Origin of the sequence: Nocardia sp. CA-119907 (assembly GCF_050955995.1) — a bacterium.
In the GTDB taxonomy this organism is placed as follows: Bacteria; Actinomycetota; Actinomycetes; order Mycobacteriales; family Mycobacteriaceae; genus Nocardia.
Genome location: NZ_CP192091.1, coordinates 3703243 through 3724231, shown reverse-complemented (window position 1 = coordinate 3724231; position 20989 = coordinate 3703243). Strand labels below are relative to the sequence as shown.

At 65.6% G+C, this 20989-nt stretch carries 19 protein-coding genes and 3 pseudogenes; 10 read left to right on the top strand and 12 right to left on the bottom strand.

Annotated elements, in window-relative coordinates; genetic code table 11:
* Position 1 precedes the first annotated feature (1 nt).
* Positions 2 to 265 carry an acyl carrier protein gene (locus tag ACQP2D_RS16635; RefSeq protein ID WP_433684590.1) on the bottom strand — a complete coding sequence of 88 codons (264 nt, stop codon included), beginning with the start codon at positions 263 to 265 and terminating at the stop codon, positions 2 to 4.
* A gap of 828 nt (positions 266 to 1093) precedes the next feature.
* Here ACQP2D_RS16635 and ACQP2D_RS16630 point away from each other — a divergent pair.
* Complete coding sequence (locus ACQP2D_RS16630) at positions 1094 to 2311, top strand: PucR family transcriptional regulator (protein ID WP_433684589.1); 1218 nt, start codon at positions 1094 to 1096, stop codon at positions 2309 to 2311.
* Between the two features lie 129 nt (positions 2312 to 2440).
* Here ACQP2D_RS16630 and ACQP2D_RS16625 read toward each other — a convergent pair whose 3' ends face one another.
* Complete coding sequence (locus ACQP2D_RS16625) at positions 2441 to 2716, bottom strand: SHOCT domain-containing protein (RefSeq protein WP_433685675.1); 276 nt, start codon at positions 2714 to 2716, stop codon at positions 2441 to 2443.
* A gap of 749 nt (positions 2717 to 3465) precedes the next feature.
* On the opposite strand from ACQP2D_RS16625, the gene ACQP2D_RS16620 reads away from it, so the two are divergent.
* Positions 3466 to 3720: a hypothetical protein gene (locus ACQP2D_RS16620; protein ID WP_433684588.1), complete on the top strand. Its 255-nt coding sequence runs from the start codon at positions 3466 to 3468 to the stop codon at positions 3718 to 3720.
* 7 nt (positions 3721 to 3727) lie between these two features.
* Here ACQP2D_RS16620 and ACQP2D_RS16615 read toward each other — a convergent pair.
* Together ACQP2D_RS16615 and ACQP2D_RS16610 are read right to left on the bottom strand one after the other, a co-directional pair.
* Positions 3728 to 3946 (bottom strand): annotated as a pseudogene (locus ACQP2D_RS16615) (universal stress protein); the annotation flags it as partial.
* Between the two features lie 56 nt (positions 3947 to 4002).
* Positions 4003 to 5752, bottom strand: a pseudogene (locus tag ACQP2D_RS16610) (SulP family inorganic anion transporter).
* 124 nt (positions 5753 to 5876) lie between these two features.
* On the opposite strand from ACQP2D_RS16610, the gene ACQP2D_RS16605 reads away from it, so the two are divergent.
* Positions 5877 to 6404, top strand: a complete 528-nt coding sequence (locus ACQP2D_RS16605) for a flavodoxin domain-containing protein (protein ID WP_433684587.1) — start codon at positions 5877 to 5879, stop codon at positions 6402 to 6404.
* 225 nt (positions 6405 to 6629) lie between these two features.
* Here the strand turns inward: ACQP2D_RS16605 and ACQP2D_RS16600 are convergent, their stop codons facing one another.
* Together ACQP2D_RS16600 and ACQP2D_RS16595 are read right to left on the bottom strand one after the other, a co-directional pair.
* The gene (locus ACQP2D_RS16600) at positions 6630 to 7103 is read right to left on the bottom strand and encodes an N-acetyltransferase family protein (RefSeq protein ID WP_433684586.1); all 474 of its coding nucleotides are present in this window, start codon (positions 7101 to 7103) and stop codon (positions 6630 to 6632) included.
* 10 nt (positions 7104 to 7113) lie between these two features.
* Positions 7114 to 7695, bottom strand: coding sequence for a flavodoxin domain-containing protein (locus ACQP2D_RS16595; protein WP_433684585.1), 582 nt, complete (start codon positions 7693 to 7695; stop codon positions 7114 to 7116).
* Positions 7696 to 7934: 239 nt separating this feature from the next.
* On the opposite strand from ACQP2D_RS16595, the pseudogene ACQP2D_RS16590 reads away from it, so the two are divergent.
* The 4 genes and pseudogenes from ACQP2D_RS16590 to ACQP2D_RS16575 all read left to right on the top strand — a co-directional run.
* Positions 7935 to 8048 (top strand): annotated as a pseudogene (locus ACQP2D_RS16590) (Acg family FMN-binding oxidoreductase); the annotation flags it as partial.
* 192 nt (positions 8049 to 8240) lie between these two features.
* A complete protein-coding gene (locus tag ACQP2D_RS16585; protein WP_433684584.1) occupies positions 8241 to 9977 on the top strand; it encodes a sensor histidine kinase in 1737 nt (578 codons plus the stop codon).
* 215 nt (positions 9978 to 10192) lie between these two features.
* On the top strand, positions 10193 to 11110 hold the full coding sequence (locus tag ACQP2D_RS16580) for a universal stress protein (protein ID WP_433684583.1): 918 nt from the start codon (positions 10193 to 10195) through the stop codon (positions 11108 to 11110).
* A 37-nt stretch (positions 11111 to 11147) separates the two neighbouring features.
* Positions 11148 to 12020: a universal stress protein gene (locus tag ACQP2D_RS16575; protein ID WP_433684582.1), complete on the top strand. Its 873-nt coding sequence runs from the start codon at positions 11148 to 11150 to the stop codon at positions 12018 to 12020.
* Between the two features lie 21 nt (positions 12021 to 12041).
* Here ACQP2D_RS16575 and ACQP2D_RS16570 read toward each other — a convergent pair whose 3' ends face one another.
* From ACQP2D_RS16570 to ACQP2D_RS16555, 4 genes are all read right to left on the bottom strand, one after another.
* Positions 12042 to 13880 (bottom strand): AMP-dependent synthetase/ligase, encoded by a 1839-nt coding sequence (locus tag ACQP2D_RS16570; protein ID WP_433684581.1) that lies wholly within the window; start codon positions 13878 to 13880, stop codon positions 12042 to 12044.
* Between the two features lie 285 nt (positions 13881 to 14165).
* Positions 14166 to 15137: an alpha/beta hydrolase gene (locus ACQP2D_RS16565; RefSeq protein ID WP_433684580.1), complete on the bottom strand. Its 972-nt coding sequence runs from the start codon at positions 15135 to 15137 to the stop codon at positions 14166 to 14168.
* Between the two features lie 641 nt (positions 15138 to 15778).
* Entirely contained in the window at positions 15779 to 15970 is a 192-nt protein-coding gene (locus ACQP2D_RS16560; RefSeq protein WP_433684579.1) for a hypothetical protein, read from the bottom strand.
* Between the two features lie 242 nt (positions 15971 to 16212).
* On the bottom strand, positions 16213 to 16662 hold the full coding sequence (locus ACQP2D_RS16555; RefSeq protein ID WP_433684578.1) for a tautomerase family protein: 450 nt from the start codon (positions 16660 to 16662) through the stop codon (positions 16213 to 16215).
* Positions 16663 to 16673: 11 nt separating this feature from the next.
* Between ACQP2D_RS16555 and ACQP2D_RS16550 the strand changes: the two genes are divergently transcribed.
* The gene (locus ACQP2D_RS16550; RefSeq protein ID WP_433685674.1) at positions 16674 to 16952 is read left to right on the top strand and encodes a helix-turn-helix transcriptional regulator; all 279 of its coding nucleotides are present in this window, start codon (positions 16674 to 16676) and stop codon (positions 16950 to 16952) included.
* Between the two features lie 61 nt (positions 16953 to 17013).
* On the opposite strand, the gene ACQP2D_RS16545 is transcribed toward ACQP2D_RS16550, so the two are convergent.
* Positions 17014 to 17433 carry an ester cyclase gene (locus ACQP2D_RS16545; RefSeq protein WP_433684577.1) on the bottom strand — a complete coding sequence of 140 codons (420 nt, stop codon included), beginning with the start codon at positions 17431 to 17433 and terminating at the stop codon, positions 17014 to 17016.
* Positions 17434 to 17455: 22 nt separating this feature from the next.
* Entirely contained in the window at positions 17456 to 18259 is an 804-nt protein-coding gene (locus ACQP2D_RS16540; protein ID WP_433684576.1) for an SDR family NAD(P)-dependent oxidoreductase, read from the bottom strand.
* Between the two features lie 58 nt (positions 18260 to 18317).
* Here ACQP2D_RS16540 and ACQP2D_RS16535 point away from each other — a divergent pair, with 58 nt between their 5' ends.
* Both ACQP2D_RS16535 and ACQP2D_RS16530 read left to right on the top strand, forming a co-directional pair.
* A complete protein-coding gene (locus ACQP2D_RS16535; protein ID WP_433684575.1) occupies positions 18318 to 18980 on the top strand; it encodes a TetR family transcriptional regulator in 663 nt (220 codons plus the stop codon).
* Between the two features lie 337 nt (positions 18981 to 19317).
* The gene (locus ACQP2D_RS16530) at positions 19318 to 20898 is read left to right on the top strand and encodes a succinic semialdehyde dehydrogenase (protein WP_433684574.1); all 1581 of its coding nucleotides are present in this window, start codon (positions 19318 to 19320) and stop codon (positions 20896 to 20898) included.
* Positions 20899 to 20989: the final 91 nt, after the last annotated feature.

The window sequence follows — 20989 nt, the reverse complement described above, 5'->3', positions numbered from 1 at the left end:
CCTACGCTCCGATACCCGAGTGCCGATTCGCGGCGGACTTGGCCACCACACAGTCGATTACGTCGCGGGCGGTGTGCAGCGTCGCGGCCTCCTCATCGGAGATCTCGATGTCGAAGGTGCGCTCGAGTTCGATGACGAGTTCGGCCGACCGCACCGAGTCCAAGCCATAATCCAGCAACGGCGCATTCACATCGATCTCGGGCACTCGCAGTCCCCGCGAAAAGAGTTCGCGCACCCGCTCGTGAACATCGTTCAACCCGGTCATCACTCACCCTCCGTCGCACTCGAACCTGCCGCGTCCGCCATGCGCGCAACGCGGACCGAGACCGTGGACTCCGCCGAACCAATCATGAATCTCTGCTGGTCAGTGCGGAATTCAACACCAGTCGAGACTGCGCTCACTTGCCCTCCGATACGGCAATCGGGACTGTTACGTCCAATATCTCGTCCATGTGCACAACTGTTAGCAATCACAGCGGTGCATGCACACATCTGTACACCGCTGATTTGCGGCTGGCAATCTCAATAGCCTTGCCGCACAGTCGGTTCGAGCCGACAGCAACTGTCTCGCTAATTCGACTCGGCAAAGTGCGCGAGACCCACGCATACCCACCGAAAAGGGGGCCTGACGAGTCCCCGTCTGAGACAACACATTCCGCGATTTGCGGTCACAGATAATTCATCAATTAGACCGCACCATCGGATGTCGGGATCAATTTCCAATAAATGCGCTGTTCACGCCCGGTTCACTGAGCGGACAGCAGAGTTTCCAAACCAACTCATCGGTATTTTTCTTTTGGATTGCGCGCTAACACATTTCGCGGCCGAATGCAAAGTCGCGTAACGACATTTTTACGTCGCGCCGCACGGCGCGCGCCCCTCCCGAACTCCCCGCTAACTTCTGGTCCGATCCACGGATGTGACGGCTCTCATTACTCGCTGGTAGCCCCTCTGAAACACTGTGACCCGTCACAAGGGCATCCCGGCCCGGCTGGCGCACTCTCACAGAACCGTGCGAACCGGTCCACAGCCAACCTCGGGCGGTTAGTGTGAATGCGCCACACAGCAACATTGGAGGCAAAAGGAGTCGCCCATGTCCGTCGACCACTCGGCACGGCCGACCCTGACCCTCTCGGGTAAGCCGATGTCGTCACCACTCAAGGACGTCCGCGCGCTGTCGCGGCAGATGGTCGGCCACTTCGTCGACAATGTCATCCCGTGCGCGACGATGCCGGGCGAAGCGATCACCGGCGATTTCACCGCCAGCACCCGGGTCTGCCTGGAGATCGCGGTCAGCATGCTGGACGGCAAGGACATCCCGGAGAAGGTGCGGCGGCTCGAGGACCATGCCGCCGGGTGGGCCCGCGAGGGCGTGCCGATCGACACCATCCTGCACTCCATCCACGAGGGCTTCCAGATGGGCCTCCAGCTGGTGGTGTCCAAGGCGACGATGAAGGACTACGACAATCTCGTCGACGGCGCCAAGATGGTTGTCGCACTGCTGGACAAGCTCACCTCGGCGATCTCGGTCGCCTATATCCGCGAGCTGCGCGCGGTCGTCAGCGAGCACCACACCGCGGTGCACACCCTCACCTCGGCGCTGCTCGGCGGGCACAGCACCTCGACCATGGCACGCGAATGCGGCATCGCCATCGCCGACTCCTATAACGTTCTCGCCGTTGCCATTCCGCCCCATCGCGATGAAAGCAATCCGATGCTCGACGCCCAGGTGGTGGCCCGGCGCAAGCTGCGTCGACTGCAGGCCGAACTCGCGACGCAGTGCGGTGCCAGCGCGCTGTCGCTGCTCAGTGTGGACGGCGGCACCGTGCTGATCCCCGCGAAGCAATTCGACAACGATCAGCTCGAAGCCGTGGTGACGCGCCTGTCGCAGGCCGCACAGGTCGGGATCACCGTGACAATGGTCCAGGCCACGCCGGAACAGATTCCGAACGCGGCCGACCAAGCGCACGAAGTGCTCGATATGGTGCAGCGGCTGCAGGCGGTGGCCGGGCTGTATCACTTCGACGAACTCGCCCTCGAATACCAGCTGACCCGACCAGGTCCGGGGCGGGAATACCTCGGCTCGCTGCTGGATCCCCTCGACGAACATCCCGAACTGCTGGAGACCCTGCAACGCCATATCGGCAATAACCTCAACCGGCAGCGCACCGCCCGGGTCCTGCACGTGCACACCAATACCGTGGACTACCGGCTCAAGCGCATCGGACAGCTCACCGGATTCGATCCGTCCCAGCCGTCCGGGCTCTGGTACCTGCGCTCGGCCCTGGTCGCGCGCACGTACCGCACCTGACGCGGGTCCACCGGGCGAACGGAGGGGATCGCCCGGTGGGCCATCGCGCGGCATATCAGGACGCAATGCCGAGCCCTCGCCTGCACCGGCCACCAACTCTTCAGTGCCTCTTTCGGGGAAGACCGTTCATCACCGCCGTGACCCCGGCGGTGCGGCATGCGCGTGCAGCGTCTCGAGCCGACTCACGTATTCCTTCTCATCGATCTCGCCGCGCGCGAAGCGCTCCGCGAGCAGATGCTCAGCCGTCCGCAGCGACGGACCGGTCGACGCCGGGTGATCGGAACGAGTGATCATGCGAACCACCAGGACGAACGCGGCGATCAGCAGACCCCAGAACAACACCATCCCGACGCTCATCCAGGCGTAGCTCCACCCATTGAGATCGTGGTCATACCAATACATCATCTCGGGCATCTCCTCGACATCACGAGCCGGCGCAGACTGCGGACCGGTTCGGCAGGTAGCACCACTGTGCGCCCGCACGCACGGCATCGGCAGGGCCGATCGCCCTGTCCTGCGGGTACCAATGACACACGCCCCGAATGACACCTACCGACGACTTCCGGTGCCCCGGACCAGCGCGGCGATGGCCGAGCAGGCACCCGCGCCCACGATGAGCAAGAACACGCTGCCGCACAATTGGACCAGGTCGACGTTGGACTCGAGCCTTCGCCGGGCATTGCGAGCGCGCCGGGGTCTCGCTGCGGCACGCACGCTCTACCACCTCATGGGCGGCTGTCAGCGCAGTCTGCGTGACTTGGGCGCTATCCGCACCTGGTCATCGATGATCGCGCAATCGCTGGCCCTGCCGCAGCCGCAGTCGACGACGCTCACGCCCTGCCCGGAGGTATGGCCGGCCTGCCCCGAAGGTCGCAACGCTGTTGAAGCCGGGATCTTATCGGCTCTGAGTTCGAGAGACGCTCACGCCCAGGATATTTCGTGAGGTCCGAGTCGACACCGTCGACAATGCGACGGGTTCGGACGCATTGCGACTCGCTGATGTGGACCAGGTCGGCGGGAAATATGACCTTGGTCCGATTCCCACAGGACCAACGCCCCTGCCCGCACGGCCCCCGCGCGGGCAGGGTGATCGATGGGCCGCGGCGAAACCGCCCCGCCGCGCCCCGATCGCAACCGACACCGGAGGAAATATCATGAGCGACAGGACATCCGGCGAGCCGTACCACAGCAAGCCCGGCGAAAGCCTCGCCGACCCGTACAACATCCCCGGCATCGTGGTCTTCATCGCCGGAGTTGTGGGCCTGGCATCCACCCTCACCGCGGCCGGCTATGGATTCGCGGGCTGGACCGCCCTCGGGGCCATCGTCACCGCGCTGTGCTTCATCACCAGCGTCACACTGTTCGTCCTCGAGCACGAACGCCTGCGCCGACTCGCTCGCCGCGGCTGATCTCCGCTCAGTGCGCGCGGACCACGATCATCGGGACCTCTACCGCATGCAGGAGGGTGTTGCTGGTCGAGCCGAGCAGCATACTCGTGCATCCGCCGCGACCGTGACTACCGACGACAACCAGCTGCGCGGTCCCGAACTGGTCGGGCAGAGCGCGAACGGGCCTGTCGGCCACGGTGATCCGATGCACCACGACGTCCGGATAGCGTTGGCCGAAGCCTGCGAGCCCCGTCGGTAGGCACTGCCTCCTACGCCTGCCGATCCCTCGGACAGAGAAGAAGGTCATCCACCATGCGGGTCATCCGACCCCCCATCCTGCTCGGCCCGAAAGGCCTCGATCGCGGTCGGCAAGGTTGGATAGAGGTGCTGGTCACCGATTTTGGCGGTTAGTCCCGCGGCGACGAGGTCGTCGCGCAGATCCTGTTTGACGCGCGCCATCGCGAAGACGATACCGCGCTCCGCCAGCTCCGATCGGAGTTGTTCGACCGCGTCGAGCGCAGTGAGGTCCACCTCCACATTGGCCTCGGCGTTGAGCACGAACCAGCGCACCGGCCGTCCACCATGCTCGGTCCACGATTCGACCGCCGCGAGTGCGCGGCGCCGGAAGTCCTCGGCATTGGCGAAGCACAGCGGCGCGTCGTAGCGGTAGATCACCAGTCCGGGAGCGGGTTTCGCCTCCGGATAGTCATCCACGTCGTGCATGCCCGCGAGCCCGGGAACGAATCCGAGAATGGCGTCGTGGGCGCGCGCGATCCGGCGCATGAGGTCGAAGACCGACAGCGCGATTGCCACCAGTACGCCGTACAGTACGCCGAGCGCCAGTACCGCGACGACCGTGCCGAGCGCCAAAATCAAGTTCACTGCGCCGGAACCGGGCGATCCGCCGGAATTCGGCCAGGTCGATCAAGCGCAATGCCGCGTAGATGACGAGCGCACCGAGCGCCGCCTTGGGAAAGGCCGCCAGAATACCTCGCGCGCCGAGCAGTACCGCGAATAAACCGCACAGTGCCACAACGGAATACAGCTGCGTGCGCGCGCCCATAACATCCGCGATCGTGGTTCGGCTGCCGCTACAGCTCACCGGGAAACCGTGCAGCAGTCCGGCCGCCACATTGGTCGCGCCCAGCGCGGCGAGTTCGGTGTTCACCTCGACATGCGCACCGTGGCGAGCCGCGAAGGCCCGCGCGGTGAGCGCATTGTCGGAGAAGCCGACCACAGCGATGCCGACCGCGGGCAGAATCAGCTGCGTGATATCCGCTGCCGCCACACCGGACAGTCCGGGCACGGGAATCCCGGGCGGGATCGCCCCGACGACCTCGATGCCGTACTGCCGCAACGAGGACATCGTCACTGCCGCGGTGGCCAGCAGCACCACTACCAGCGGTCCCGGCACGCGTGGCATCCGCCAGGCCAGTAGCAGCAGTCCGGCGAGAACCGCCGCGGCGAGCACGCTGGTCTGCCAATGCCACTGCTGCAATCCTGCGGCGAACGAACTCAATTGGGCAAGAAACGACTCCCCCTGGACCGGCACACCGGTCACCCGCCCGAGTTGTCCGGCGATCATCATTCCCGCGGTTCCGGCCAGATATCCCACCAGAACCGGTTTGGACAGCAGGTCGGCGAGTACGCCGAGCCGGGCCACCGCACCGATCAGGCACAGCGCGGCGAGCACCGCCGCGAGCGCCGCGTAGCGGTCCGGATCGCCGAGCGCGAGCGGGGCCAGCGCGACCGCCGTCAGCAACGCGGTTGTCGACTCGGGCCCCACCGACAGCTGCCGCGAAATAGCGAACAAGGTGTAGACAGCCAGCGACCCGATCGCCGCCCACAGCCCGACCACCGGCGGCAAGCCCGCCACGGTCGCGTAAGCCATCACTTGCGGAACGAGATACGCGCCCACAGTGATACCGGCGACCACATCGGACCGAAGCCACGCCCGCTGGTAGCCATCGAATTGCCGCAGCCCAGGAAGAAACGTGCCAGCACCGTTCCAGCATTGTGCGCCGTGGGCCCGGACGCGACGGCCGAAAGTCATCGGGAACTCCCTCGGATGTCCGAAGGTCCCCGGGTAAGCGTCGGTTCGGCCCTGTTCGGCGGTACCGTTCGCCCGTAGCGTTGATCTCACCTTCACCCAGCTTCCGCAGTACAAGGAGACCGACATGCTGGCGCGGGTCATCTACGAATCGATGTTCGGCAACACCGCCGCCATCGCCGCCGCCATCGCTCAGGGGCTCAGCGAGTACGCCACCGTGGAGCTGCTCAACGTGGCGGCCGCCGCGGAGCTGCCCCAGCCGACTGCGGATCTGTTGGTGGTGGGCGGGCCGACACATATGCTCGGGCTCAGCCGACCCCGGACCCGCCGTGATGCTGCGCAACGGACCGACGCGCTGGTCCCGGTCGAGACCGGCATCCGAGAATGGCTCGCCCGGGCGCTGCCGGTGGCAGCGGGTGCCCAGGCCGCGGCCTTCGGCACCAAGCCCGTAAAGCCGTCGTGGATGCCGGGGTCGGCCGCCCGCAGCGCCGGTAAGCGATTGCGGCACTTGGGTTATGAACTCGTCGACGAGCCGGTGGACTTCTTCGTCGACGGCGTGACCGGACCATTGGCCGCAGGTGCGCTGGAATGCGCTCGCGCTTGGGGCGAACGCCTCGCACATACCGGGGCCGACCGGATCGCGCATCAATTCTGAGGCCGAGCTCGACCGGACCGTCGACAACCGGGTTCAACCTTTCCATCGGGTGACAGGGCGATGAGTCGACCGAATGCCCGGAGTCGAACGGTCCGCGCGGTGTTTCGGGATAGTGACAACCACTGCCCGAGCTTCCGTTCCGCGAGGTCGGTCGGGCATCGGTACGCCGGTGTTGCAGATCCTCGCGATCGACCTGGGCGCCGAAACCCTGCTGGGCACGGTGGATCAAAGCTGGACGGCGACTCGGACGATGCTGCCGTGCCGTTGAGCGCCAACCGGAAAGTCGGAGTCGATGATCAGTTGCATCATTTTCGAGTTCGTCGACAGCACGTCCGCGACGAATCGTTCGACACCGCGTTCGCGAGCCAGGTCGGCGAGTCGGTGCAGCAAATCGGTGCCGATACCGTGGGCTTGTTCATCGTGCGCGACGACCATCGCTATCTCAGCTGTTCCGGGCTGTGCGAGTGCGACGAAATTCGCGACCCCCACCAGTCGGCCGCTGATGAAGGCACCCACGGCGCAGTGCGTCGGATCGTTCTCGGCTATGGCTGCAGCCACCTTGCCGAGGTCTTCGGGTGCGGCCCCGAAGAATCGGAGGTAGGTGTCCTGCTCGTCCAGTCCGGCGTGTAGCTCCCGCAGCGCGTCCACGTCGCCGGTGCCGAGTTCGCGGATGGAGACAGTGGTACTCGCTGTGGACATCACTGGCCTGTCACGAGCGGTCGGTCACGCGCACGGTCTGGAATTCGATGCGTTGGCGCTCGGCAACGATCGCTGCGGTGATGGCATCGGTCCATGCGGCGATCGCAGGCCAGTCGCGCAAATCCCCGAACCCGCAGCCGAGCAGCCACATGATCACCCGTGTCGGGAGGCTGTCCGGGTGCGGGACTTCTCCCGCGAACCGCCCGAATCCCCACGGGCACAGCTGATTTCGAACTCTAACAATCGCACCCGGAGTGTAGTGCCGCAGCACGAAACCAAGGAGACCGGGTATCGCCGGGCCAAAGCCCACGCTGAACAGCCACGCCGGGCGCACTCGCAGTGCCAGACAGTGCCGATCGATGTAGTCGGAGAATCCGGGCAGGAATGCGCGATAGTGAATCGCGCTGCCGAGCACCACCTCGTCGAAACGCGTCGGGTCGGGATCCTCGTCCACAGACACGACGCGCGCGGACAAGCCCTTGTCCCGCATGCGTGTCGCGATGAACTCGGCGATCTCGGCGGTGCAGCCATGGACGGTCGCGTAGACGATGAGCACCGTCTCGACCGTGCGGTCGGAGTCGTCAGTGGTCATAACATCACGGTCCGCAGAATCCGCTCGGCCTGACAGGGTCTTCCGGCGCCTACCAGATCGACCTTCGTCATTCGATAGGCAAAGGATCGTGTGGATGTGACATTTTCGGCCACAGCGAGCCCTTGGACGAGTGGCGTCCCCTGCTACGCTCCCACCCGGCGTCTCGGCCGCCGAAGAGCCGAAAGACCACAAGCCGATGGGCTGGCGTCCTGTCGGTCGGCTCTGGCGAACCCCAGGCTCTGAGCAGTAAGCATCCCGATGCCGACACCGTGCGGGCTGCGCTGGCGCTGGCCGTGCGGACGCCCTCGGTACACAACACTCAGCCATGGCAGTGGCGCGTCGAGATCCCGGGCGGCCGAACCCGGACCCGACTCGTGCGGGCCTTCCCGGAAGCCGCCCGCCGACATCACGGCGACCACGCATACACCCAGGCCGCGGTGCTGGCCTCCGAACTCAACGCGCCCACCAAGAAGAAACGGGAATGATCCCGGCCAGAGGTTTACACGGCGCCGCATGGGGTAGATGATCATGCCAAAATGGGGGGTATGGATGGCAAGTCCACCGGCCCCCGCCAAACCCCGGTGACGGAAACCCTGGCTCAGCTGCGGCTGCGTGAATTGCTCGGGGAAGCTCAGGACCGGATCGCCCAGATCGTCGGCGTCCGCGACCAAATGGACCGCCTGATCGAGGCCTTGCTGGTCGTCACCACCGGACTGGACCTGGACAACACCCTGCGCTCGATCGTGCACACCGCCATCGAATTGGTCGACGCCGAATACGGGGCGCTGGGCGTGCGCGAAACCGATAAGAACAGCCATCAGCTCGCCGAATTCGTCTACGAGGGCATCGACGACCGAACCCGGGTCATGATCGGCGATCTGCCGCGCGGTCACGGTGTCCTCGGCCTGCTGATCGAGGAGCCCAAACCCCTTCGGTTGACCAACCTTTCGAAACATCCGTCCTCGGTCGGCTTCCCGGCCCACCACCCGCCGATGCGCACCTTCCTCGGCGTTCCGGTGAAGGTTCGCAACGAGGTGTTCGGCAACCTGTATTTGACCGAGAAGGCCGGTGGTCAGGAATTCACCGAGGACGATGAGGTCGTGGTGCAGGCGCTGGCCGCCGCCGCGGGTATCGCCATCGCCAACGCCCGCCTCTACGAGCAATCCCGCATCCGTCAGCAATGGCTGGAAGCCAATCGCGATGTGGCCACCGAACTGCTCGCAGGCGGCGAACCCGACACCGCACTCGAACTGGTCGCCAACCGGGCCCTCACGCTCAGCCAGTCGGCGTGCACCTTCCTCGCCCTGCCCGAGGACCCCGACATCCCCACCGAGGACATCACCGAACTAGTGGTCGCCGCGGCCGCAGGCGTCGGCGCCGACGAACTGCTCGGCGAGCGCATCCCGATGGGCGAATCGAATTCCGGCGAAGCGTTCCGATCCGGCCAGTTCATCGCGGTCGACGAACTGCGCTTCCGGCCGGTCTTCTACGAGCCCTCGAAATTCGGGCCCGCGCTGATCCTTCCGCTGCGGGCCAAGGATTCGGTCATCGGCGTGCTCGCCACCGTACAACCGCCCGGTGCACAGCCATTGGACGAGGCCGGACAGTCGATGATGGCCGCCTTCTCCGATCAGGCCGCGCTGGCCTTGCAGCAGGCGACCACCCAGCGACGGATGCGCGAACTCGACGTGCTCTCCGACCGCGACCGTATCGCCCGCGACCTGCACGACCACGTCATCCAACGGCTGTTCGCAGTCGGCCTCTCACTGCAGGGCACAGCGCAGCGAGCCCGCGCACCCGAGGTCAAATCCCGTCTCACCGACACCATCGCCGACATCCAATCGATCGTCCAGGACATCCGGCACTCGATCTTCGACCTGCACAACGGCACCACCGCGGACGCCCCGACGCTGCGCAAACGCTTGCACGCCGTCATCGCCGACATGATCGGGGAAAGCGGTCTGCGCACCACGATTCGACTCGCCGGCCCGGTCTCCGTGCTGGCGCCGCCACTGTCCGAAGATGTCGAGGCGGTACTGCGCGAAGCAGTCAGCAACGCGGTGCGGCACGCGCACGCCACAACGGTGACGGTCCATCTGCGCGTAGGCGATGACGTCACCATCGAAGTAACCGACGACGGCATCGGCATCCCCGACGACATCAACCGCATGAGCGGATTGGCGAATCTGGCCACGCGCGCCGAACAGGCGGGTGGCAGCTTCAGCGTGACCAAAGGCGCGGAGGCGGGCACGGTGTTGCGCTGGTCGGCGCCGCTGCCCTGACTTCTGCCGCTACGGCACGCACAGTCCCCCGGGAGGGGGCGCCTTTAACCGGGGTGGCACCCGTGTGTCACCACGCAGGACCCGCATGCCGAATCAGCTACGACAGGAGCGGCCTTTGTGCCCTGCGGTTCGGGACCAACGCCAGGCGTGCCGGGCCGCCTCGGATTCCTAATCTTCGGGTAGCCGATTTCTCGGAATCCGAAGGGACACTGTTCATGACCACCCAGCACCACGATGATCCGCACCGGCTGGCGGCGGCCGAAATAGTGGTCGGCATCGACGGCTCCGAAGCCGCCGACCTCGCCGTCCGATGGGCCGCCGAGACGGCGTCACAGCGGGGCCGCGGCCTGCGGATCGTGCACGGCCTCGACCTCGCCGCCGCCGGAGCCGTCTATGGGATCTACGACGTGATCATGCCCCCGGTGATCAATGCGATCCGCCGCGAAGGTGCGGACCTCGTGCGCACGGCGTGCCGCCTCGCCCACCAGGTGGATCCGACCCTTACCGTGGAAACCGAAGTCTCCGAAGCCAATCCGGCCCACCTGCTGATCGAGCTGTCGGAAACGGCACATCTGGTCGCGATCGGGGCGGCCGGATCGGGCGGCACCCTGAGCCATCTCGGATCGACCCTGCTCGCGGTCGCCAGCCATGGCCGCGGTCCGATCGTGGTGGTCCGTGACACCGGCACCGAACAGCAGACCCGGCGCATCGGCCCGGTCGTGGTCGGCGCTGACGGCGGGCCGGTCAGCTCGGCCGCCATCGCGGCCGCGTTCGCCGAAGCCAGCGAACGCAACACCCAGCTCGTCGCGGTGCACGCCTGGAGCGATTTGTACTACGACCGCTTCGCCGGGCTCCCGTGCGCCATCACCGACCGCGACGCCGAGACCGCCGGACAGGCAATCCTCGCCGAACAACTCGCGGGCTGGCAGGAGAAGTACCCGGACGTGCAGGTCATCCGCAAGGTCTATCTGTCGGGCCCGCGGCGGGCACTGCTGGAGTGGTCGAAGTCGGCACAGCTGCTCGTACTCGGCAGCCGAGGTCGCGGTGGTTTCCGCGGACTGCTGCTCGGCTCCACCAGCAACGCACTGGTGCAGACCGCGCACTGCCCGGTCATGGTCGTCCACCCACAGTAAGCACCGATCCAGCCATCCAGAAGGGCAACGAATTCACATGTCCGCCAACGCCATCAATCCCCCCGTGCTCGTCGGTGTCGACGGCTCCGACGCCGCCGCCGAGGCCGTGCGCTGGGCCGCCGTCGACGCCGTCCACCACCGCGCCCCCCTGCACATCGTGTACGGCATCGGCGCCCCGATGGACTTCGGTCCCGGAATCGCCTTCGACCAGATCGATTACGACGTCTATCGAGCCGCCGGTGCCTCGGCCGTTGCCGCCGCAAGCGAATTCGCCACCGCCGCGGCCGCACCCGTCGGCGATCTCGACATCAGCACCTTCGTGGTCGAAGCGCCGCCGATCCCGGTCCTGCTCGACCGATCCAAAGACGCCCGCATGCTGGTCGTCGGCACCCGTGGTCTCGGCGCGTTCCGCCGCGGCCTACTCGGCTCGGTGAGCACCGCCGTGGCCCGCCACGCGCACTGCCCGGTCGCGGTCATCCCCGAACCCGAGAACTACACGCCGGATCGGCTGCTCGGTCCGGTGCTGGTCGGCATCGACGGCTCCCCTGCCAGTGTCCGCGCCATCGGAATCGCATTCGACGAGGCCGTCAATCGCAATGTCGCGGTGCGAGCAGTACTCGCCTGGTCCGAATTCAACCGCTACATCGCCCGCGCCGACATGCAGAAAGAGGCCGAAGAACTGCTGTCCGAGAGCCTCGCCGGTTACGCGGAGCAGTACCCCGACCTCGAGGTGCAGCGAGTGGTCGCCGAGGACCGGCCCGCCCGACGCCTCCTCGCCGAATCCGAAGACGCCCAACTGATCGTGGTCGGCAGCCACGGCCGCGGCGGCTTCGCGGGTATGACACTCGGCTCGGTCAGCCAAGCCGTCCTGCACGCCACCGACTGCCCACTCATCATCGCCCGACCCTGAACCGCGCTCCATCGTTCGCCCTCAGTCATAGAGGGCGTCGATGCGGTCCGCGAGACTGTCGACGACTATTCTGCGGCGCAGCTTCATACTCGGTGTGAGATCACCTGCCTCGATGGACAGTTCACGGTCGATGATGCCGAATCTCTTGATCTGTTCCCAGCGATTGAGTTGGGCGTTCAGGTCATTGATGTAGCCGGCGATCACGTCGTGGGTCTGCTCGTCCCGCGCGATTTCGGCGAGCGGCCGGTCGGCTAGGCCGTGCTTGTCGGCCCACTCGGTGATGGCTTGGGCGTCGAGACCGACCAACGCGACGCAATAGGGTCGTGTCTCGCCGTAGACGATGAGTTCTCCGGCATACGGACAGAGTCCCTTGAACGTCGCGGCGATCGCGGACGGTGCGACGTACTTGCCTTGCGAAGTCTTGAACAAGTCTTTCTTGCGATCGGTGATGTGCAGGAAACCGTCGGCGTCGATCTCGCCGATGTCGCCGGTGCGGAACCAGCCTTCCGCGTCGAAAGCCTCGGCGGTGGCGTCCGGGCGGTTGTGATAGCCGCTCATCACACCCGGGCTTTTCAGCAGGATCTCGCCGTCCTCGGCGATCTTGACCTCGGTGCCGGGGAACGGTTTACCGACAGTGCCGAACCGGTATGCCCCTGGGCGGTTGATGAACGAGGCGGCGGCGGTCTCGGTCAGGCCGTAGCCCTCGAGCACGATGATGCCTATCGCGTCGAACCACAGCGCGACATCGCGGTCCAGGGGTGCCGCTGCCGAAACGAAGTACCGCAGCCGCCCACCGAAGCGTTCACGGATGGTGGACAGCACCAGCCTGTCCGCAATTTTGTGCTCCAGTGAAACGAGCAGCGACGGCTTCTCGCCGGCTTGTGTGGCACGCGAGACTTTGAGGCCCACCCCGATCGCCCAGTCGAAGACCTTCTTCTTGATCCCGCCTTCTTCGGCCACTATGCCTTCGATGCGCGCGTGCGCCTTCTCGAAAATGCGGGGGGCGGCCCCCACGATGGTGGGGTGGAGTATCGCGAGGTTCTCCACGATCTTGTCCACCCGGCCGTCGATTGCCGTAGGAAAGCCGATCAGCGGTGACAGCGCCAACATCACCTTGCCGAACGCGTGGGACAGCGGCAGCCACAAGAAGTTGAGGTCGTCCGGGCCGAGAACGTTCAGGGCATCGATCGCGGCGGCGCTGTAGGTCCATGCGGAATGCGGTAGTAGAACCCCTTTCGGGGTGCCGGTCGTGCCGGAGGTGTACATGATGCTGCCCAAGTGCTCGGGACGGATCCCGCGGATGCGGTCGACCACCGCCTCGGGCGATCCGGCAAGCAATTTCCGTCCGCGCTCTTCGAGGTCATCGAGAGTGATCACCCAGTCTCCGTCGCCCTCGCCGTCGACGATCACCACCTGTTGTACGTCGGGCAGTTCGGCGCGGTGCTCGATCAGTTTGTCGACCTGGGTCTGATTCTCGGCAACAACGACACGGCTGCCCGAGTTGGCGACGATGAAGGTGACGCCGGCGGCATTGGTGGTGGGGTACACGGTGGTGGTGGCCGCTCCAGCGCACATCACGGCGAAATCGACGAGCACCCATTCATACCGTGTGGACGACACGAGCGCGATCCGGTCCTGAGCCTCGACTCCCAGCGCGATCAACCCGGCGGCGAGGATATTGACCCGGTCACCGACCTGCTGCCAGGACACGCTGGTCCAGCCCTCGCCGTCAGGGAATCGGAACGCCTCCGCGTCCGGAGTCGCGGATACCCGCTCGACCAGCATCTGGGCGACCGACGATGCCCGCCTCTCGATCTTGCTGAGGTCGGGAGGTTCCTCAGATTCTCGGAGGAACGTCATCATTTGATCCTACGAGTCCCTGGCCGATCGCTCGGGCGTTCGGACGAGAAACATGTACTCGCGGAAGATGCGTTGCACCGCGGCCGCCGCAAACTCAACTCATCGATCGCGAGGATGCGCAGTTTCAGGCCCGCATTGCCCGACTCGGATTCGGACGCCGAACCCATGGTGCGGACACCTCGGCCATGCCGTGTCCGTCGCGCACGAAGATCTCCGGCGCCGGCGAAAGCCGCGGCATAGACATCGATGGCATCGGAAAATTCGAGCTCAGACGGCGCGCCGTATTCAGTGCGGCAGACCCAACCCATCGGCGAGCACCGGCCACGAATTCTTCAGCGCCTCTTGCCAATACCCCCACGAATGAGTCCCGGTCTGCTGAAAATCGTAGGTGGCGGGGATACCAAGGCTGTCCAGCCGATCACGCATGTTGTGGGTGCACCAATTCACCGCAGCCTCGATCACACCGCCCAGCACCAGCTGATCGAAGAAGCCGCGCGGACCGGGCTGCGTATACGCGCCGTTGTAGGTGTCGTACATGCCGGGTACGCCGGTACCCGTCGAGATGAACAGATGGAGGCCGCGCAGCTGGTCGGCGTGCAGATAGGGGTCGTTGGCCGCCCACATCGGATCATTGGATGGCCCATACATATTGACCGTATCGCCACCGCCCCAACCTTCGACAGCGAGCTCGACGAACCGCTGCCCGATCGGATCACTGATCTGCGCGCAGCCACTGTAGGCCGCAACCGCCTGGTACAGAACAGGTTTCGCGATGGGCAACTGCAAAACCGAAGTACCCGAGGTCGAAAGCCCGGCGATCGCATTGACACCGGTCGTGCCGAGCTCGGCATCGATCAGCGGCGGCAACTCCTCGGTCAGGAACGTCTTCCATTTGTACAGACCAAGTTTCGGATCGGGCGCACGCCAATCGGTGTAGTAGCTCCACTTACCGCCCACCGGCTGAACCACATTCACGTCTTTGTCGGCAAGGAACTTCAGCACATCGGTGTTCTTCTGCCAGGTCGCCGAATCCTGCCCGCCACCACCGCCATTGAGCAGATACAGCGTCGGGCGCGGGGTCGACCGATCGGCCGGGCGCAGCACCTTCACCATGACGTCCTGTTGCATCGCAGCCGAATACACACGCAGTTGCACCGTGCGGTCACCCTCGGCCCACGACCCGGTAATCGACGACGGCGCATCCGCACTCGCAACCGGCGCCCCCGCGACCGCGACCGCGGTAACAGCGAACACCACCAGCGCATGCACCCAACGGCGGCAGAGAATGCCGCCCCGTGCGTTACTCGAATCAGCAGCAGGTCCAGCCGTATTTCGGGCGGCAACGTCGGAACTTCGTTTCATTACGTGCTTTCCTCCAGGACCACAGCGCTCATCAGTTGGCAGCATTCGCGCTGGTCAACGGCATCAAACTGCGTCAACGCCAAATCGGAGAGGACACCGGGTGCACACGACTCGACCGGGTCTGGACTGCTCACGAATACGTCTGACACCCCTAGGGATGCGACACAACGGGGCACACTGGCACCGAACCCCGGCGATCTACGCAGTTCGCGCCGACCCGCGCCTGAGCCGCCGTGATCTTGTGAGTAGGCGGTTTCGATGTGTCATGGGCGGTGGTCTATCAGTGCGGCAAGCCCTTCGCGGCTGTTGATGCCCGTGCGTTGGGAAGCGCGGAACAGGTGGCCCTCCCGCCAACCGTGTCTTTCCGACCCCGGCCGGGCCGACCAGCACCGAACCACCGGCGGCGGGCGCGGTGGATTCCCGCAGCCGGTCCAGTTCCTCGGCCCGCCCGATCAACGGCCACGCGGCCACCATCGCCTCAGAATAATCAACCGCGACCGGCGACAGGAGCGGGTTGCGCACACCTACGGTCATCCTCACTCCTGGGTGCGGATCGCGGCGAGTTTCACCTCGGCCATCTGCAACACCGACCCCACAGAATCGACATCGACGGCCAACACCTGCGCGATCACCTCGTCACTGACACCGGCAGCGCGCAGCCGCAGCGCCTCCGCGTAGGGGAACGGCAGCCGATCCAACGCCCACCGATCCCGCTCGTCCTCACTCATCACCTACCGTGACCTTTCCCGAACCCGGCACGGGTCCCCCACCACCCATTCGGACTGCCAGCGCGAGCAATGCTTGCGAATCATGTTGCGCCGCATCACATACCTCCGTTCTCGGCCACACAGGATCAGCGCCCCACTACTACGGACCGTGCGGACTGAACCGCCCCTGCAATCAGTCTTGGCCGGGCAAAAGCGATCGGTTGAAGTAGCGGCCTACCCCAATCCACACCGCAGATCGCCCCTCACGAGAACGTGAAACCCGCACCACCGTCAAGCCGAGCGCCTCCCCCGGCAGGCGGCGGATCGCGCCGTTCTGCGCCCACTGACTGCCAGTCGACGAACACGACCGCGACCGCCGCCTCGGCTTGCTGTCCCGCCGAATAGAAGCACCCTGGTGCGAGCTCCTCGAACAGCACCAGTGCACGCATCCGGCGTCCAGGTTCGTCGGGCACCGATTCGGCGCGGCACGCTGCCTCTGTGAGCGCGGCAGCGAGGCGCGCTTTCTGCGCGTCGTCAAATGCGCCGGGAGTCAACGCAACTCGCATCAAGGGCCCTCCTGCACGGCCGTGTTCGTGCTCGCGGCCACCGGCCTGCTCGACGAACGCCGCTGCGTCACAACATGGTGGCTGGGCGCGGAGCTTGCGAAGCTCGCGCCCCGCGCCCGCGTCGTGATCGATGAAATGGTGGTGCACGACGGGCCGATCTGGACGGCGGGCAGCGCATTTGCCCGTGCAACATCAGCCCGCGGACATTGGCGCGGCGCACCGGCCAGGCAGTCGGCCTCAGTCCGATGCAACTCGTCCAGCGGATTCGTCTCGATCACGCACTTCATCTGCTCCGCACCACCCACCTGCCACTGGGGGAGATCGCCGCCGCCGTCGGCTTGGCCGATCCGGCGACGCTGCACCGGCTCGTCAAACGCCACACCGGGCGATCGCCAGGGTCGCTGCGCCCCGGAACGACACGACAACGGGTGCAGTGAAAGGCATAACCGGTGTATTCGGCATCCGTCGGGCAGTGCGGTCAGGATGAATTCGGCGAGGTTATGTCGTTCCGGTGCCGGCGCATCCGTTGAGTTGACGCAGGACTGCCGCGGTGTCGAGGAAGACGCGTTCGCCGATGACGTAGCCGTCGTCGTCGAAGGTGACGACGGCGACCATCTCGATGGCAATCGTGTTCCCGCTCGGCGCTATTCCCGCGTAGTGCCCGTCGTGGGTACCGTCGAAGCGAACCAGCGCGGCACCAGTGGAACCCTCTTGCCCGAGGGGCTGGATAGTGGCGGAGAGGTCGCTGAAGCCGTCGAACAGCGCGGACTCTCGGGCGGATAGCGCCGCCAGCCCTTGCTGTGGACCCGTCAGGGGTGAGTCGTAGGCGGCGGGCTCTCGCCACAGGCCAACGACCTCATCGACGCTGTGCTTGTTTACCGCGGCCGCGGCCGCTCTGGCGAACTGTTGGATGAGCATGTCGTGTCTCTTTCCGAATCGATCAATTGGTTTGGGGTACAGGAGATTCCGGCCGGACGGAACGCTCGGCGAGCCCGATCGCCCACTTGGCGGGAATTCGGCCGGCGATGCGCGCCAGCAACGCGTTCGCCGCGCCGTCGACGATGTCCGGGCGGTTGGACCCGAGCGCCCGCAAGGCCGCTTCGACAACCTGTTCGGGAGCACGCCGGCTGCCGACCGAGGCGTCCTCGCCGGCGATCTCGAAAAATGCGGTGTCGGTGGCACCCGGGCTCACGGCGAGTACCCGAACCCCTGTGCCGCGGGTTTCGGACCAGAGCGCGCGGGTGAAGGACAGCACGTACGCCTTGGTCGCCGCGTACACCGCCATGTGCGGAACCGGCTGAAACGCGGCGGTACTGGCCACATTGACGACGGCTCCGTGTCCGCGAGCGATCATGCCGGGCAACAGGATTGCGGTGAGCTCGGTCAAAGCGGTGATGTTCACCGCGATCTGACTCGAGACCGCCCCGAGGTCGGCATCAGCGAAGTCGCCATGGATTCCGAGTCCCGCGTTGTTGACCAGCGCGTCGACGGTGATCGCACGCTGGGCGAGCAGTTCCGCGACGCCCACGGCGGCGCCCGGGGCGCTGAGGTCCGCGGGGATGACCTCCACGCTCGAACCGAATTGCGCGTGTAGTTCGTCGGCCTGTGCTCGCAATACCGCCTCCCTCCGGGCGACCAGAACGAGGTCACCACCGTCGGCGGCGACGCGCGCGGCGAACGCGCGTCCGATACCCGATGACGCCCCGGTCACCAGTACTCGCTGTCGGTCGAAGTATCCGGCCACCACTACCTCTTTAATTAAACCTGCATGCCGGTCTAATTAATACCGCTATGATGAGGCCATGGCAAGCCCCCACCGCAGCACGCCGGCCCAGCGACGCGTCGGCCGCCCGCCGGGCCCGACCGAACATGGAGCGGCATCCCGAGAGCGGATCCTCGATGCCGCCGCCGCAGTGTTCGCGCAGGTCGGTTACGACCGGGCACGCATGGCCGACGTGGTCGAAGCGAGCAGGATGACCAAGGGCTCGGTCTACTTTCATTTCGAGAGCAAGGAAGCCCTCGCCGTTGCCGTGCTCACCGAGAAGCACGCGCAATGGCTCGATCGGGTACAAGCACGACTGGCCACGACACCCCCCGGGCTACGGCGGCTGGAAGCGCTGCTGCCCGCCATGCTGGACCTGCACCGTGACGACCCCGACGCCTGGGTCATCTCGCGCCTTGCCCAGAACCTCGCCGAGGTCCCGGCGACCCGAACCCTGGCCATGGAACTGACCCGCCGATGGATCGACGGCGTCGCCGACCTCATTCGCGACGCCCAGCACATCGGTGAGGTGTCCGGCGAAGTCGACCCGGACGTGCTCGCCACCGTCCTCGTCGGCTCCTTCGACGGCCTGAAGACGACCATCGAAACAGTAAGCGACGACCCCCGCACCGCCGATCAACGACTCGAGGCCGGCGGCGCCCTCCTGCTGGCGATGATGCAGTCGGTCGTCCTGTCACGCTGATCGACTTCGACAGAACGCTGGAATGGAAATCCGCCGACCTCGACATCGCCGTCCGACAGCCGCCGGAGCCGCTTTCTGGCTCTTGGTGCGTGCCGAACCGCGCCGCCGATGCGGCCACACGTCCGACTGCTGCCACGCGGTGACGCATCGGTCGTAGCCGACGCGCAGAAAGCCGTGTTGCGATTTCGGCCCGTCGTTTCCATCCAGCCCGACGCCCCGTCTCGCCGCGCATGGGTTGTGCTGCGGCACAGCCCATGCGCGGCGAATGAGTTGCGCTAGCACATGGTGATCAGCCTCATATCTAGAGACGCTGATGAGCGCAGACTAGGAGCGAACAATGAATCAGCTATCGAGCATGACGGCGGCGCGATCCGTCGGTGAGAACGCCCTGCCGAATGCCTTGATCGAGCAGCTCATGCGCGGCGTCACGGGTCCTGCGGCGCCGGTGACCACCATTTCCCCGTTGGACGGCCGGACGCTGGCAGCAGTGCCGCAGAGTACGCCAAAGGATGTCGAGGCGGCGTTCGACCGAGCTCGTGCGGCGCAACGCCGGTGGGCCACCGTGCCGGTAAAACAGCGCGCGGCCCCGTTCCTGAAATTCCACGACTTGATGCTCGCTCGGCAGGCCCAAGCTCTCGACATCGTCCAATGGGAAACCGGCAAGGCCCGGCTTCACGCACTCGAGGAACTGATGGACGGCGTAGGGTCCACCCTCTACTTCGCCCGCCGTGCGCCGAAGTTGCTGTCCCCCAAGCGACGCGCTGGCGCGCTTCCTTTGTTCACCCAGACCCGGGAGACTTATCACCCGAAAGGGGTCGTCACCACAATCACGCCGTGGAACTATCCCCTGTCGCTCACGATGGACGTTATCCCGGCGCTCTTGGCGGGAAACGCGGTCGTACACAAGCCCGACACACAGACCGCGCTGTCCAGCCTGTGGCCGCGTATGCTCCTCATCGAGGCCGGACTGCCGGCGGACCTATGGCAGGTCGTTGTCGGCCAGCCCGCCGACATCGGTGATACGTTGATCGACAATGCCGACTTCGTCTGCTTCACCGGATCCACGGCTGCGGGCAAGGCAATTGCGACCCGGGCCGCCGCGAACCTCACCGGCTGCTCCCTCGAGCTCGGTGGCAAAAACCCCATGCTGGTTCTGCGCGACGCGGACATCGAAGCGACCGCGGCCGCCGCTGTACGCGGCTGTTTCGCTAATGCCGGGCAGCTCTGCGTGTCGATCGAACGCATCTATGTGGACAAGGCGATCTACCAACAGTTCATCGACACCTTCGGTGCCCGTATTCGCGCGCTACCACTCAGCGCTGCAATGGAATTCACCGGCAGCATCGGATCACTGACCTCGGCGAAACAACTCGACCGAGTCAAGACGCACGTGCAAGATGCGGTGGCGGCGGGCGCGGTGGTCGTCGCCGGCGGTACCGCTCGGCCGGATATCGGGCCTTACTTCTATGAGCCCACGGTGCTCATTGATGTACCCCCGACAGCGAAGCTCTACCGCGAGGAGACCTTCGGTCCGGTGGTGACGATCGTACCGTTCGACTCCGAGGACGAGGCGATCGCGCTCGCCAACGACACCGAATATGGTTTGAATGCTGCGGTTTTCAGCAAAGACGTCAAACGGGCCCGCCGTATCGCCGCTCGCATCCAAGCAGGCACAGTGAACATCAACGAGGGCTATGCCGCGTCCTACGCCTCGCAGGATGCACCCATGGGCGGCATGAAGCAGTCCGGGCTGGGACGCCGCCACGGAACCGCAGGGTTGATGAAGTACGTTGAGCCGCAGAACATCTCCGCACAACACGTCGTCGGCTTCGACCCTGCCTTCGGTCGCACTCCAGCACAGCACGCGGCATTCCTGCTCCATGCGATGAAGACGATGAAAGCCGCCCGAATTCGCTGACCTATCCCCCGCCGACCATGCCCACCCGGCTGGTGCCGCCGCCCTTCAGGCCGCCCGAGTCCAGCTCGCCGAGATCGCTGCAGGCAAGCCA